The sequence below is a fragment of the Anaerostipes sp. CAG:276 genome, assembly GCF_000432215.1.
In the GTDB taxonomy this organism is placed as follows: Bacteria; Bacillota; Clostridia; order Lachnospirales; family Lachnospiraceae; genus Anaerostipes; species Anaerostipes caccae.
In genome coordinates this window covers 78,147-92,663 of the sequence record NZ_FR889197.1, presented here as the reverse complement: position 1 = coordinate 92,663, position 14,517 = coordinate 78,147, and the positions used below count along the sequence as shown (strand labels likewise).

16 protein-coding genes and 1 tRNA gene are annotated in these 14,517 nt (G+C 45.1%); 16 read left to right on the top strand and 1 reads right to left on the bottom strand.

The features are described from left to right. Positions 1-249: 249 nt before the first annotated feature. The 10 genes from QVP35_RS11020 to QVP35_RS10975 all read left to right on the top strand — a co-directional run bounded on the left by QVP35_RS11020 (position 250) and on the right by QVP35_RS10975 (position 9,975). The gene (locus QVP35_RS11020; protein WP_022261154.1) at positions 250-1,491 is read left to right on the top strand and encodes an MFS transporter; all 1,242 of its coding nucleotides are present in this window, start codon (positions 250-252) and stop codon (positions 1,489-1,491) included. 25 nt (positions 1,492-1,516) lie between these two features. Continuing rightward, the gene (locus QVP35_RS11015; RefSeq protein WP_009288890.1) at positions 1,517-2,353 is read left to right on the top strand and encodes a class II fructose-bisphosphate aldolase; all 837 of its coding nucleotides are present in this window, start codon (positions 1,517-1,519) and stop codon (positions 2,351-2,353) included. 187 nt (positions 2,354-2,540) lie between these two features. Continuing rightward, complete coding sequence (locus tag QVP35_RS11010) at positions 2,541-3,569, top strand: LacI family DNA-binding transcriptional regulator (RefSeq protein ID WP_022261153.1); 1,029 nt, start codon at positions 2,541-2,543, stop codon at positions 3,567-3,569. Positions 3,570-3,832: 263 nt separating this feature from the next. Beyond that, complete coding sequence (locus QVP35_RS11005; RefSeq protein ID WP_006565972.1) at positions 3,833-4,837, top strand: Gfo/Idh/MocA family protein; 1,005 nt, start codon at positions 3,833-3,835, stop codon at positions 4,835-4,837. A gap of 25 nt (positions 4,838-4,862) precedes the next feature. Beyond that, positions 4,863-5,696, top strand: a complete 834-nt coding sequence (locus QVP35_RS11000; RefSeq protein ID WP_006565971.1) for a sugar phosphate isomerase/epimerase family protein — start codon at positions 4,863-4,865, stop codon at positions 5,694-5,696. A 24-nt stretch (positions 5,697-5,720) separates the two neighbouring features. Next, a complete protein-coding gene (locus QVP35_RS10995) occupies positions 5,721-7,154 on the top strand; it encodes an MFS transporter (protein WP_108912293.1) in 1,434 nt (477 codons plus the stop codon). Between the two features lie 27 nt (positions 7,155-7,181). After that, entirely contained in the window at positions 7,182-8,075 is an 894-nt protein-coding gene (gene iolE, locus QVP35_RS10990; protein ID WP_009288887.1) for a myo-inosose-2 dehydratase, read from the top strand. A 24-nt stretch (positions 8,076-8,099) separates the two neighbouring features. After that, positions 8,100-9,014 (top strand): sugar phosphate isomerase/epimerase family protein, encoded by a 915-nt coding sequence (locus tag QVP35_RS10985; RefSeq protein ID WP_009288886.1) that lies wholly within the window; start codon positions 8,100-8,102, stop codon positions 9,012-9,014. A 14-nt stretch (positions 9,015-9,028) separates the two neighbouring features. After that, a complete protein-coding gene (locus QVP35_RS10980; protein WP_006565967.1) occupies positions 9,029-9,385 on the top strand; it encodes a PTS glucitol/sorbitol transporter subunit IIA in 357 nt (118 codons plus the stop codon). A 140-nt stretch (positions 9,386-9,525) separates the two neighbouring features. Continuing rightward, a complete protein-coding gene (locus QVP35_RS10975; protein ID WP_009288884.1) occupies positions 9,526-9,975 on the top strand; it encodes a helix-turn-helix transcriptional regulator in 450 nt (149 codons plus the stop codon). Between the two features lie 78 nt (positions 9,976-10,053). Here the strand turns inward: QVP35_RS10975 and QVP35_RS10970 are convergent. Beyond that, positions 10,054-10,138, bottom strand: a tRNA-Leu gene (locus QVP35_RS10970). 146 nt (positions 10,139-10,284) lie between these two features. Here QVP35_RS10970 and QVP35_RS10965 point away from each other — a divergent pair. The 6 genes from QVP35_RS10965 to QVP35_RS10940 all read left to right on the top strand — a co-directional run. Beyond that, positions 10,285-11,187 carry a deoxyribonuclease IV gene (locus QVP35_RS10965; protein WP_009288883.1) on the top strand — a complete coding sequence of 301 codons (903 nt, stop codon included), beginning with the start codon at positions 10,285-10,287 and terminating at the stop codon, positions 11,185-11,187. A gap of 3 nt (positions 11,188-11,190) precedes the next feature. Then, complete coding sequence (locus tag QVP35_RS10960) at positions 11,191-11,871, top strand: MBL fold metallo-hydrolase (protein WP_009288882.1); 681 nt, start codon at positions 11,191-11,193, stop codon at positions 11,869-11,871. Further along, entirely contained in the window at positions 11,868-12,104 is a 237-nt protein-coding gene (locus QVP35_RS10955) for a DUF3343 domain-containing protein (RefSeq protein ID WP_006565962.1), read from the top strand. The genes QVP35_RS10960 and QVP35_RS10955 overlap by 4 nt, the downstream gene beginning before the upstream one ends. Positions 12,105-12,114: 10 nt before the next feature. Next, positions 12,115-13,143, top strand: coding sequence for a selenide, water dikinase SelD (selD, locus tag QVP35_RS10950; protein WP_009288881.1), 1,029 nt, complete (start codon positions 12,115-12,117; stop codon positions 13,141-13,143). 15 nt (positions 13,144-13,158) lie between these two features. After that, positions 13,159-13,779, top strand: a complete 621-nt coding sequence (yedF, locus tag QVP35_RS10945) for a sulfurtransferase-like selenium metabolism protein YedF (RefSeq protein WP_009288880.1) — start codon at positions 13,159-13,161, stop codon at positions 13,777-13,779. A gap of 19 nt (positions 13,780-13,798) precedes the next feature. Further along, a partial coding sequence (locus QVP35_RS10940) for an aminotransferase class V-fold PLP-dependent enzyme (protein WP_288187877.1) occupies positions 13,799-14,517 on the top strand: 719 nt, incomplete at its 3' end.

Genomic DNA, 14,517 nt, shown 5'->3' with positions numbered 1-14,517 from the left:
GGAAACGCAAGAAACACGGTGTATCTTGCAGGTGAACACTTCCCGGAATAAAAGTGATAACATGGCAGAGTTGAATCTAAATGAGCAATCGGGCAGGAAGGAAAATGAAATTATTCCCTTCCTGCCCGATTGCTTTGTCTGTTACAATATGAGAGATTGTTGATATTATTGTTGACAATATTTCATTGAAGTGCTAATATAAACTCAAAAGTTAATCAAAATATAACCATAAAAGTTGGGAAGTGTGTTATGAACAGAAAAAGACGAAATGCAATGATGGTTTTTGGAGCCTTTGCCATATTGTTTACCGGTTATCCTCATGTGTGGTCTATTTATCAGCCGTATGTGATGAAAGCAGCCGGGTGGAGCACCGGTCAGGCATCCATCTGCTTTTATCTTCCCACGATGTTTTTTGTGCTGGGAAATATTTTAGGCGGCAGGCTTCAGGACAAAAAAGGGCCCGCACCGGCCATGTTTATCGGAGGAGGAATCCTGACCGCCGGGGTCCTGATTTCAAGATATATGCTTCTTCCGTCACCCATATGGATGTATCTGACATTTGGAGTTATGCAGGGCATCGGATCTGGAATGATCTATGCACCCATCCTCTCCACAGCGCAGAAGTGGTTTCCGGGAAGAACAGGGTTTGCATCCGGTGTTGTGATCACGGCAAACGGGATCTGCGGCCTTCTGATGGCACCAATCAGCAAAACACTTTTGGAAGCCGGAGGTCCGCAGCTGGCATTTTTGACTGTGGGATTACTGATTGGAGTCTCATGGATTTTGGGAACCATGTTTATCAGGAAACCAGAGGAAACAGCAGAGGAAAAAATGCCGGTATTTTACGGGGAAACGCATCAATACACCTCGGCAGAGATGGTGAAGACCAGAAAATTTTATTACTTGCTGTGCACAATGATGTGCGGGCTTATGGCATATTACCTCACATCGCCGTTATCGCAGACACTGCAGACGGACCGAGGCGTCAGCGCAGCTTTTGCAGTGGGTTCGGTCATGGCAGGTTCCATATTGAATGCAGGGATGAGGCTCGTGCTCCCGTCCCTTTCAGATAAAATCGGCAGGATACAGTGCATCAAAGGTGTGATTCTGCTTTCTATGGCAGCTATGGTGTTTCTGATAACAGGACAGAAAATACTGACAACTCTGGCGGTGATTCTGATCTATGGCTGTTTTGGAGGAATTATGGGGAGTTTTCCTTCTCTGGCAAGTTCCATTTTCGGACTGAAACATTCCGGGCAGAATTATGGAATCGTGATGTTTGGGATTGTTGTTGTGACAGCGTTGTCTCCCTGCATTACAAACTTTATTGCGGCAGGGCAGTACCCGGTGAATATGACATTTTTTATCGGCTTTGTATTTTCAGCAGCGGCATTTCTGTTTTTAACTAAGCTGGAAAAAGAAATAAAAAATGAAAAACAGGAAGAACAGAAACAAGAGTTAAAACCACAGATAAAGTTACAGTTGAAATGATATAAAGAGGAAGGAAGTATCAATTATGGCATTAGTAAAAATGAAACAATTACTGCAGCAGGCAAAAGAAGAAAACAGAGGATGCGGCGCATTCAGTGTCGGAAATATGGAGATGATCAAAGGGGCCGTCAAAGCCGCAGAAGAAATGAATACACCGATCATTCTGCAGATTGCAGAGGTGCGTTTGCAACATTCTCCCCTACATTTAATGGGCCCGATGATGGTCCAGGCCGCAAAGGAAGCGAAGGTGGATGTAGCAGTTCATTTAGATCACGGTCTCACACTGGAGACTGTAAAAAAGGCGCTGGAATTAGGATTTACTTCTGTCATGCTGGATGCTTCCAGAGATCCGTTTGAGGAAAATATAAAAAAGACAAAAGAAGTGGTGAAACTGGCAGCAGAGTATGGAGCAACTGTGGAGGCCGAACTGGGTCTTGTGGGCGGAAGCGAAGACGGAAAGAGTGATCACGGGATTCAGTGTACCAATCCGCAGGATGCAAGAATATTCTGTGAACAGACCGATGTAGATGCGCTGGCAGTGGCCATCGGAAATGCGCATGGGGATTATCCGGTGGCGCCGACGCTGGAATTTGGTGTTTTAGAAGAAATCCGCGATATTACCGGGAAACCTCTGGTGCTTCACGGCGGAAGCGGAATTACAGATGATGACTTCAGAAAAGCTATTTCTCTTGGAATCTGCAAGGTCAACATTGCAACAGCAAGCTTTAACAGTCTGACGAAAGAAGCAGAAAAATACATAGAGACAGAAGGAAAACATAATTATTTTGATATGAATGAAGCTATGGTAAAGGGTGTCTATGACAACGTAAAACGCCATATTGAAATCTTTAACTGCAAGTAAGGGTATTCCAAATTATATTTTGTTAAAAAGGAGAAGCGTACCGGCTCAACTTACCGGGACACTTCTTCTTTTTTATAAAGAAATCTGATTCCATGGCGGGAGAAAACCAGAGATTATTGAATATTCAGCAGAGTATGATATAATAGTATCAACAATGCGTGCGCGAGAACGCAGGAGGAGAAAGAGTATGGCAGTTACGATTCAGCAGATTGCAGACCTGGCCGGGGTATCCAGAGGTACGGTTGACCGGGCATTAAATAACCGGGGGAGAATTCGTCCGGAAGTAGCAGAGAAGATTAAAGAGATCGCAAAGGAACTTGGATATCAGCCCAATATGGCGGCGAAGGCACTTTCCACCGCCAATCACGCACTTCAGATCGGAGTTATCATTCAATATGCAGAGACCCCGTTTATGAAGGCTGTGCTGGAAGGCACGGAATCTGCGAAGGAGGAAGTAGAACGCTTTGGAGGACAGGTTTTTGTGGAACGTATCCACGGCGGGGATGTAAAGAAACTGCTCAGGATAATGAAGGATTTCAGGGAAGCCGGGGTAAAAGGAATCGCACTTGTTCCGACAGATGATGAATTATTGAAAAAGACCATTAATGAGTTCGTGGAAAAAGATGGGATTTCAGTTATTACGATCAACTCCGATCTGGAAGATACAAAAAGGCTCTGCTTTATCGGACAGGATTCTTACGCCAGCGGCAGGGTTGCGGGAGGACTCATGGGCGAAATTATCCCCGGGGACGGACAGGTTATGATCCTGTCAGGCTCCCAGGAAAATGTGGCGACTATGGAGCGTACGAGGGGATTCGCGGACGAACTGGAACATCATTATCCAGGGATAAAGGTGCTGGAGCCAAGATATGCTTATGATGACGACTGGGTTGCGGGGAAGCTTTTGGAAGAGCAGCTGGAAGAGACACCGAATCTGGCAGGTGTCTATCTCACGGCACAGGGGGAAAGCGGAGTATGTGATACATTAAAAAAATACAGGCTGGAGCAGAAAATCAAGGTTATTGCCCATGACTACGAGGGGGAAAACCGGAAAAATCTTAAAGAGGGGGTCATTAATTTTATTCTGAGACAGAATTCCTATGTCCAGGGATATGAGTCGGTCATGGAATTGTTTCATACACTCTGCGGCAATCCAACAAGACAGGGTGAGTTTTGGTATACGGATATTGTGATCAAAACAAGATGTAATCTTTAATCTCATAAAAATATGATAAAAATATTATCAATACATTGTTAATTCAAAAGGACTATTTATATAAAGTGTATAAATAAAAATACAATATCAAAGGATGATATTGTATTTTTTTGTGCAAAAGGGATAATACAAGTGAATGTACCTAAAAAATAATTAGAATAATTGTGCATATTGTTGATTGCGTGCACGCGCACGCAATGTTATCATAAGTTCACAATCAAAATGAAACAACAAGTCAATAACAAACATATGGAGGTAGAGTAATGTTAAATGTAGGTGTAATCGGATGCGGCGGAATGGGAAAAGATCATATTAAACGTCTCACGAACAAAATCCAGGGAGCAAATGTAGTGGCAGTGTCTGATGTCTTCGAAGAAGGGGCAAAAGAAGCGGCTGCATTGGCAGGGGGAGCCAAAGTATATACGGATGGAAAAGATTTAATCAATGATCCTGATGTGGAGGCTGTATTTATTGTATCCCCTGGTTTTGCACATACAGATTCTTTATTACAGGCAATTGAAGCGGGAAAAAGAGTTTTCTGTGAAAAGCCATTGGCAACAACTGCAGAGGACTGTAAAAAGATTGTGGATGCAGAATCCGCTTCAGGAAAGCATTTGATCCAGCTTGGATTTATGAGAAGGTATGATAAAGGATATGTTCAAGTAAAAGAGGCACTTCAGTCCGGAGAATACGGTGAGCCATTGATCCTTCACTGTACGCACAGAAACCCTGAAGTCGGAACAAACTACAATACACCGATGGCGGTCCATGACACAGCAATTCATGAGATTGATACACTGCACTGGTTAGTAGATGATGAATATGAGAGTGCGCAGGTGATCATGCCGAAAGTGACAAAATATTCCCACTCAGAATTAAAAGATCCTCAGATCATGCTGCTCCGCACAAAGAAGGGTATCTGCATTGATGTGGAAGTCTTTGTAAACTGCAAATTCGGATATGATATCAACTGTGAAGTCGTATGCGAAGATGGCGCAATCAAGATGGCCGAGCCTTCTTATCCGAGCATCAGAAAGAATGCATCAGTATCCACAACGATTGATACAGACTGCTTTGTAAGATTTGAGGACGCTTATGACACAGAAGTCCAGAACTGGGTTGACTGTGCGGAAGAAGGAATCATCAACGGACCGACTGCATGGGACGGATACCTGGCAGCTGTAACAGCGGATGCATTGGTGAAAGCACAGGAGAGCGGACAGATTGAACCGATTGTGACAGCAGAAAAACCGGAATTTTATAAATAAAGCAAAAACTCAGGAGGATATAATAATGAAGATTGGATTTAATGAAGCAACTGCACTGGAATGTAAAGGACAGTCCCTGATGGCTGACCTGGAAGCCTGTGAAAAATATGGGTTTGATTACATAGAGATCAGATTTGACTGTGTAAAAGATTATTTGAAAGAACATACACTTCAAGAGCTGGCTGACTGGTTTAAAAATCATCATTTAAAACCATGGGCTTACAACACTCTGATTTTCTTCAATCAAAGAGATGAAGCAGGAGTGAAGGAGATCGATGAGGAGACTGATTTCATCATTGAAGTATGTAAAGCCATTGGTATGAAAATGCTGATCACAGTGCCGTCTTTTGATGTAAAAGATAAGAGCATTACAGAGATCAAAGAAGAAGCTGCAGAACGTCTGCGCTATTTATCCGATAAAGTTGGAGAAGACATTAAGATTTCATTGGAATTCTGCGGTGCTCCGAACTGTTCGATCAATCAGTTTGGAACTGCCTATGATGTAGTAAAAGCGACAGGACGAGATAATGTAGGTGTGACAGTTGATACCTTCCATTTCCATGAGATGTGTTCTAAATTAGAAGATTTAGAAGCGGCAGACGGAAAGAAGATATTTGCTTACCACTTAAATGACTGTGAAGATCTGCCCCTTGGTTCCTGCGGTGATGACAAACGTCTGTGGCCGGGAGAGGGAGTGGTAGATCATGCGGGAATCGCAGCCGCTTTAAAGAAAATCGGATTTGACGGAGTGTGTACAATTGAAGAATTCCGTCCGGAATATTATGAAATGTCCCATGACGAGAACGTGAAAAAATCTGCTGAAGTGACGAGGGATTTCGTAGCAAAATACTTTGCGTAAAGCACAAGGGGGACAAAGATGTCTATGAGTGAACAAACAACAAAGAGGAAGATCAATGCAGAAGAGAATTTTGAAGAGATAGAAGGTGAGTTCGCCAAAGTCAGGTTATCAGAAAAACTCGCTTACTGCATAGGTGATCCGGCGCTGACAGTCGTATATACTTTGGCAAATACTTTGCTGGTTTACTTCTATACAAATGTCATAGGACTCTCGGCAGGAATCGTTGGTATGATCATGCTGGCGTCCAGAGCCTTTGACGGAGTTTCCGATGTGATTATGGGAACCATCATTGACCGGACACATTCCAAATATGGGAAAGCCAGAGTGTGGATCTTAAGGCTTGTGATTCCTTATGCAATTGCCGCGGTCCTGCTGATGACAGTACCGCAGGGGACAAAAACCGTGCAGATCGCTTATGTATTTATTACATATAACTTACTTAACACCATCATGTATACCGGGATCAGCCAGCCGTTCCATACGCTTGGCTCTCTGATGAGCAGGGATAAACATGAAAGGGAGACAATCAGCAACATCCGTATGTCTTTATCCATCACAGCAAGTATGGTTGTCACAGCGCTGACCCTCCCGATCATTAACTGGGTAGCAGTGAAAATTGATAATACGCAGCTTGCCTGGATTATTGTTACAGCAGTGTTTTCTGTCATCTCTGTCCTTATCCTGTTAAACACATTCCGCTGCTGTAAAGAGCGTGTAAAAGTCTCTGAAAAATCCGAGGAAAAACTCCCGGTGTTCACAGCTTTAAAGCTGATGGCTAAGAACCGATACTTTTTAATTTCCCTGGGACTGATGCTGTTTTATACAATTTATCAGATCATCCTTGGAATTGACCTTACCTATTACTGCCAGTATGTGTTGAATGATGTCAATCTGGTCATGCCGTTATCCATGGCTGAGAAAGTCCCTATGATTTTTGTAATCCTCCTTCTTCCAAAACTGATACCAAAGTATGGGAAAAGAAATATGATCGCAGCAGGATGTTTCCTCGGGATTGCGGGACAGATCATCTTTTTGTTTAATATTACGAGTGTACCTCTGGCGATTTTTTCTTCCATCATTCGTGGTATCGGGATGTCACCATTTTACGGAGTTCAGTATTCACTGCCAAGTGATGCGATCGAGTATGGACAGTGGAAGACCGGAAAACGGATCGAGGGTCTTATGTTCTCTTCCATGAGTTTTGGACAGAAATTTGGAGCAGGGATTACCAATGCCGCACTTGGAGCCGCACTTTCCTATGTAGGATACAACGGAATGGCCCAGACAGCGGCTGGGCAGGCGCCGGCAGCCATCGCAGTCATAAAGGCAACATATCTGTATGTGCCGATTGTGGTGTGGATCGTAATGCTGCTGATTGCCCTGTGCTATAAACTGGATAAGACATACAAAGAAATGATAGCGGAGCTGACCGTCAGAGAATTGTCAGGAAAACTTTGAGTAATATAGAAAGAGGTAATGATCGATATGTTGGATAAAAAGAAAGTAAAATTGGGGATTGCACCGATCGGGTGGACCAATGACGATATGCCGGATCTGGGCAAAGAAAATACCTTTGAACAGTGTGTCAGTGAAATGGCTTTGGCGGGATTTACAGGATCTGAGATCGGCGGGAAATATCCGAAAGATGCGAAAATATTGAAAAAAGCCCTGGAATTAAGAGAAATTGAAATCTGCAACTGCTGGTTTTCAAGTTTCCTGATCTCAAAGCCATATGAAGAGACAGAAAAAGAGTTTATTGAACAGACCGATTTCCTGAAAGCTATGGGGGCGAAAGTCATCGGTGTGTCCGAGCAGAGTTACAGTACGCAGGGAAAGGACCAGCCGGTCTTTGAAGGAAAATATGTGATGAACGATGAGGAGTGGAAGCTTCTCACAGAAGGACTGAATAAACTCGGGAAAATTGCAAAAGACAAGGGAATGACTCTGACTTTCCACCATCATATGGGAACTGTCGTACAGACGGAAGAAGAGATCGACCGTTTTATGGCAGAAGTTGATCCGGAGCTTGTTTACCTGCTGTTTGACAGCGGACACTGTTCTTTTGCAGGAATCGACCCGGTGAAAGTTCTTAAAAAGTACATTGACAGAATCAGACATATCCATTTAAAGGATCTCCGCACCGATGTGGTAAACCAGTCGAAAAAAGAAGGCTGGAGCTTTTTAAAAGGAGTCAGAAAAGGAACATTCACAGTTCCCGGAGACGGGGATGTGGACTTTGAACCGATCTTTGACATCATCGAAAAGAGCGGATACGAAGGATATGTCGTAGTAGAGGCAGAGCAGGACCCTGCCGCTGCCAATCCTTTAGAATATGCATTGAAGGCACGAAAATATATTGTAGAAAAAACAGGTTTATAGGTTGTTTGAAAGGAGAATTGCTCTATGAAAATAGCATTTGACGTGGATGTGCTGGCAAAGCAGATGGACATTAACCGGATGGTCCACCAGGTGGCGGACTGGGGTTATAAATACATCGAACAATCTCCGCATCCGAGGATCAATCCATTTTATAAACATCCTCTGTTTTCCAAAGAATGTGAGACGGAATACAGAAAAGCACTCCGGGAAACCGGAGTGGAGATCTCCTCTTTTATCGTGGTATACCGCTGGTCCGGACCGACAGAAGAACAGCGGAAGATGGCAGTAGCCAACTGGAAACGGATGATTGAGATCGCCGTGGACATGGGCGTGCCTGTGATCAACACAGAACTCTCCGGTGATCCCAATCAGCAGGAAATCTGCAGCGGCATGTGGTTTCGGTCAATGGAAGAACTGCTCCCGATCATCGAACGGGAAGGACTCCGCGTAGAGATTCAGTCTCATCCGTATGATTTCTGTGAGCTGAACGATGAGACCTGTGATCTGGTGAAATCCTTCCGGTCTCCGAACCTTGGATATGTATACTCTTCTCCCCACGGATTTTTCTATGACGAGGGGAAAGGTGATGTGAGATCTATGTTAAAATATGCGGGAGAAGAACTGACCCATGTGCTGTTTGCGGATACGTTCAACCAGACTCTGGACTGCCGCTATATCGCCAACCCGCCATGGTTAAACGGCCGCGGAAAGGCCGATGTGACGATTCACCAGCATTTGGCTATGGGCGAGGGAGACGTGGATTTTGAAGGGATTTTTGAGACTCTGAGAGAAATGGATTTTGCCAATAAACAGCTGAAAGAACATGCACCGAAAGTCGGAGGAGACAACATCGCATGTGTATCTATGTTCGGTTTTCCGGAAAAGATGGAGAAACAGGCGCCGGAAGCAAGAGAGCGCATTGAGCGGGAGCTTCTTTAAAGAAAGGGTGATAAATGATGATCTACCATACAACGGTGAAAGCGGTAGGAAGTGATGTGGAGGCGTTTGCTAAAAAAGGTTTTTTTATTACATTTGGTGAGCCTGCGCTTGTAAGCCTGAAAGACTTCTGCTATTTTGTCGAAGTGAATCCTGTCATGGGTGAAATAAAACCGGGCAGCAGACTGGTCATTGACGAAAAAGAGTATAAGATTACAGAGGTGGGCAGCATTGCGGCTGAAAACCTTGGAAAACTGGGGCACTTGACAGTTTTCTTTCATGGGGACAGGGAATGTCTTCCGGGAAGCATCTGTGTGGAACAGGATCAAATGCCAGAGCTGAAAGCGGGAAGCCGGATTTCAATTATAGAATAAAAAGAGAAAAAACTTTGCACGGTAAGTACCGGCAGGGTTTTTTCTTTGACTGTTAAGAAAAAGTGCAGAATTGAACAGTATCTTTGGTAGTATTCGTTTTCTTACCGTCTTATACTAAATGGGAAGGAGGTATAAGAGTCATGAATTTAGGAAACAGTCTATTCAATGCAAGAAAGAAAAGCAACTTATCACAGGAAGATGTGGCGGGCAAATTAGGGGTGAGCAGGCAGACAATCTCAAAGTGGGAGACGGGGGAAACTCTTCCTGATATACGCCAGTCCAAAAATCTCGCAGTGCTGTATCATGTGTCGCTGGATGAACTGATCGAATTTGATATTGAATTAAAAGAAATCGAGCAGGCGATTGAAAATACAAACGAAGAGATTCAGCAGAAGGTTGACTGGACAAAAGTGTGGGCTAAGAAATACCCGATACTGACTTCGTATCAGGAAGAAGTTGAAGTGGAAAAATATGCAGGTGAAATGAAACGAATGCTGGAAAGTTTGAAAAGAGACTATGGATATAACGACACAGATGCAGGCCTGGTATTGAAAGATATTTTAGCTCATGCCTGGAACAGCGAAATTTAAGACGGGTATATATAGAGAAAAGACTGCTGTACCGATGATGATAAATCAATGGTACAGCAGTCTTTTGCATAAAAAGAATGCAGTCGGAGGGACTTGAACCCTCACCCAGTTAGCCCGGACTAGATCCTTAGTCTAGCGCGTATGCCAATTCCGCCACGACTGCACAACACAGTTATAATATCATGGATTTTATGGAAATGCAAATAAAAATTTGTATTTTTTTCTGAACATGAGACCTTTTACATTTCAGAGGGTTTCATTTATAATAAGAGATGCTTTATAAATACAATAGAAAAGGAATGAAAATAGATGTTAATAGGATCACATGTAGGAATGAAGGGAAAGGAGATGTTTCTTGGATCAGTCAAAGAAGCATTGTCCTATGGAGCCAATACATTTATGGTGTACACAGGTGCGCCGCAGAATACAAGGAGAAAGGATATAAGCGAGCTTAGGATTGAGGAAGCAAAAGCTCTGATGGAGGAGTCAGGAATTGAATCATTTGTCGTCCATGCACCGTACATCATCAATCTCGGAAATACGGTGAAGCCGGAGACATTTGAACTGGCAGTGGAGTTTTTAGCACTTGAAATCGAGCGGACCAGTGCCATGGGAAGCAGAACCCTGGTACTTCATCCCGGAGCTCATGTGGGCGCCGGAGAGGACGCAGGAATTGAACGTATCGTTGAAGGGCTGAATGAAGTTCTCACAAAAGATACACCGGTTTTTGTGGCTCTGGAGACCATGGCCGGAAAGGGCAGTGAAGTCGGAAGGAATTTTGACGAACTCAAGCGTATCTACGACGGCGTTAAATATAATGACAAATTAAGAGTATGCTTCGATACCTGCCACACCAGCGACAGCGGGCTTGATATTGTCGGTGATTTTGAGGGAGTCATGGATTCCTTTGATAAGGCCGTAGGAAAAGAGCAGATTGCAGTGTTCCACATTAATGACAGCAAAAATCCCCGGGGTGCGGCGAAAGACAGACATGAAAATATTGGCTTCGGAGAGATTGGTTTCGATACACTGAATCACATCGTGCACCATGAAGATTTCACACAGGTGCCGAAGATTTTGGAGACTCCGTATATTAAGGAGGAAGGGACCAAAAATTCTTATCCTCCGTATAAATATGAGATCGAGATGCTCAAAAACGGGTCATTTGATCCGAGTCTGAAAGAAAAGATTTTAGAGACAGGAGGTAAATAGGCAATGAAAGTTACATTTATTGAACACAGCGGTTTTTGTGTGGAGTTTGAGAAGACGGTACTGATATTTGATTATTACAAAGGGGAATTCCCGGAGATGCCAAGAGAGAAAGAAATTTATGTTTTTTCTTCTCACAGTCATCCGGATCACTTCTGCCAAAAGATTTTTGAACTGGAAAAAAAGTACCCGAACGTAAAGTATATCTTATCGGATGATATAGCAGTTAAGGCTTCCGAAAATATCATAAAGATCAGAGAACATGAAAATAAAATGATCGGCTCTGTCCAGGTGGAGACGCTGAAATCCAATGATGAAGGCGTTGCATTCCTGGTGACTGCCGAGGGAAGGACGATCTATCATGCAGGGGATTTAAACTGGTGGTACTGGAACGGAGAGCCGGAAGATGACAATGAATTTATGGTCAGGTTCTATAAAGAGGAAGTAGCCCGCCTGAAAGGAAGAGAGATCGATCTTGCATTTCTTCTCCTTGATCCGAGGCAGGAGGATAAATATTGTAAAGGAATCAATTATTTTATAGAAGAGATTCAGCCAAAAGCGGTTTTTCCGATGCACGCATTCGGAGAATATAAAATATCCAGACATTATCTGAACTGTGATGACGGACAGGCTTATCAGGGCATCGTCAGAGAGATCACAAAGGCCGGAGAAGAGTTTGTCCTATGAGGGAAAAGAAATTAATGCTGGTAGTTGCGTTTCCTAACACTACCAATGCCATGGCGATGGAGAAGTACTGCAGACAGCGGGGTGTGGGAGGAAGGCTGATCGCGGTTCCTCCTTCTATTACGGCGGGCTGCGGCATGGCATGGTGCGCAGAGCCGGAAGCGGAAGCTGCGGTGAAAGAAGTTCTGAGCGGGCAGTCCATCGGAACAGAAGGAATTTACCGGATTCTGTTATAAGGAGGGTTTTATGAGTGAAGAAAAAATCGTGTTCTGCAAAAGCGGAGGATGTACGGCAAAGCTCGGGCCGGGGATGCTGGAGCACGTCTTGAGTAAAATCCCAAAGAAGAAAGATGAGAATCTGCTGATCGGATTTGATCATGCGGATGATGCGGCGGTCTACAGACTCAGCGATGATCTGGCAGTGGTTCAGACCCTGGATTTCTTTCCGCCTATGGTGGAGGACCCTTATATATTCGGTCAGATCGCGGCCGCCAATGCACTGAGTGACATTTATGCGATGGGAGGTACGGTGAAGACGGCCCTGAATATTGTGTGCTTTCCGGAAAAGATGGATTTAAACATACTGGGAGAAATCCTGCTGGGCGGGAATTCTAAAGTGACTGAGGCAGGAGGAACGCTGGCCGGCGGACATTCTATCGCGGATGTGGATGTGAAATACGGCCTGTCGGTCATGGGGACCATTCATCCGGAAAAGATTCTCGCAAATAATGGCGTCAGGGAAGGAGATGTCCTTCTGCTGACAAAACCTCTGGGGGCCGGAATCGTGCTGGCGGCAAACCAGATGAAGGAGGCTTCCGCTGCGGCCTATGAACAGGCGGTGAACTCTATGACGACATTGAATAAATATGCGGCAGAAGTCCTTTCGGGATATGAGGTCCACGGCTGTACAGATGTAACGGGCTTCGGCTTTTTAAAACACCTGTCTGAAATGATCGGAGAGCAGCAGTATTCGGCCCAAATCGACTCTTCCCAAATCCCATATATAGAGGATGCGGAGCGGTATGCAGATGAATTTTATCTGACCGCGGCGGGACAGAGAAACAGAAATTCGGTCGGAAGTGATGTAGAGTTTTCAGATGTTCCGTTCTGGATGGAGGAAATCCTGTTTGATCCCCAGACTTCGGGAGGGCTCCTGGCAGGTATTCGTCCGGAAGATGCACAGAGTGCGCTGGAAAAGTTAAAAAAGCTCGGCCTGCCGTGTGCTGCTGTGGGCAGGATTACAAAACGGAGAGAGAAGAAGATTCTTGTTTACTAAGGGAAAGGAAGAACGATGGAAAAAAGAATTAACGCGGTCGGAAAACAGTGCCCGATGCCGGCGATCCTGGCAAAGAAGGCTTTGGAAGAAACACCGGAGGGCGGAACAGTCACGGTGATCGTAGACAATGACATTGCAGTCCAGAACCTGTCAAAGCTGGCAGTGCAGAAGCAATATGGGTTTGTGTCCAGAGAGACAGAGGAAAACCTGTACGAAGTAAGAATGACAGCGGGCTCTGAAAAGACAGTGCAGCCGAAGGAACAGCAGGAGGAGAAACCGATGTCTGTTGAGGGAAAGGCAGGAGATACGGTTGTCGTGCTTTCTTCGGATAAGATGGGAGAGGGAGACCAGGTGCTCGGGAAGATGCTCATGAAAGGGTTTGTCTTTGCGCTGACCCAGCTGGACCAAAAACCGGACAGGATTCTTTTGTTTAATAATGGGGCGAAGCTTTCCTGTGAGGGGTCCGATGCGTTAAAAGATCTAAAAACTCTGGAGGACGGCGGAACGGAGATTCTCACCTGCGGGACCTGTCTGAATCACTACGGCCTGGAAGAACAGCTCGCCGTGGGAGAGGTGACAAATATGTATATGATTGCAGAGACGATGATGCAGGCATCGAATATCGTTAAGCCGTGATGACAGCCGGGAGGTATTTATGATTTATTTTGACAGTGCGGCGACCAGCTATTACCGCCCGGAATCCGTGGCCCTTGCGGTGGCGGAGGCCATCCGGCATATGGGAAACAGTTCCAGAGGGATGCACGGTGCGTCTTTGGATGCTTCCAGAACAATATACGAAGTGAGGGAAAAGCTTGGAACTATGTTTGGATGCGGGCCTTCTCAGATCGCATTTACATCCAATGTGACGGAGAGCCTGAACACTGTCCTCGGCGGACTGCTCCGGCCCGGTGATCATGTGGTGACGACCGTGCTGGAACACAACAGCGTTCTGCGGCCCCTGTACCGTCTGGAACAGCAGGGAGTGGAACTCTCCGCTGCGGGATGTGATGCGCTGGGGAATGTGAGTGCCCAGGATATAGAGTCCTTGTTTCAGAATAACACTAGAGCCGTTGTCTGTACCCATGCGTCGAATCTGACCGGAAATCTGACGGACATCCGGGAGATCGGGAGACTGGCCCATGAGAGAGGAATCCTGATGATCGTGGACGGGGCACAGACCGCGGGTGTTTTTCCTGTTGATCTTTTTAAAGATCATGTGGACGTCTTTTGTTTTACGGGGCATAAAAGTCTGCTTGGACCCCAGGGGACCGGAGGCATGGCGGTACGGAAGGGACTTCTCATATCCCCTTTAAAAACCGGGGGCAGCGGAATCAAAACCTTTGACAGAGGACAGCCGGAGCAGATGCCGGAGCG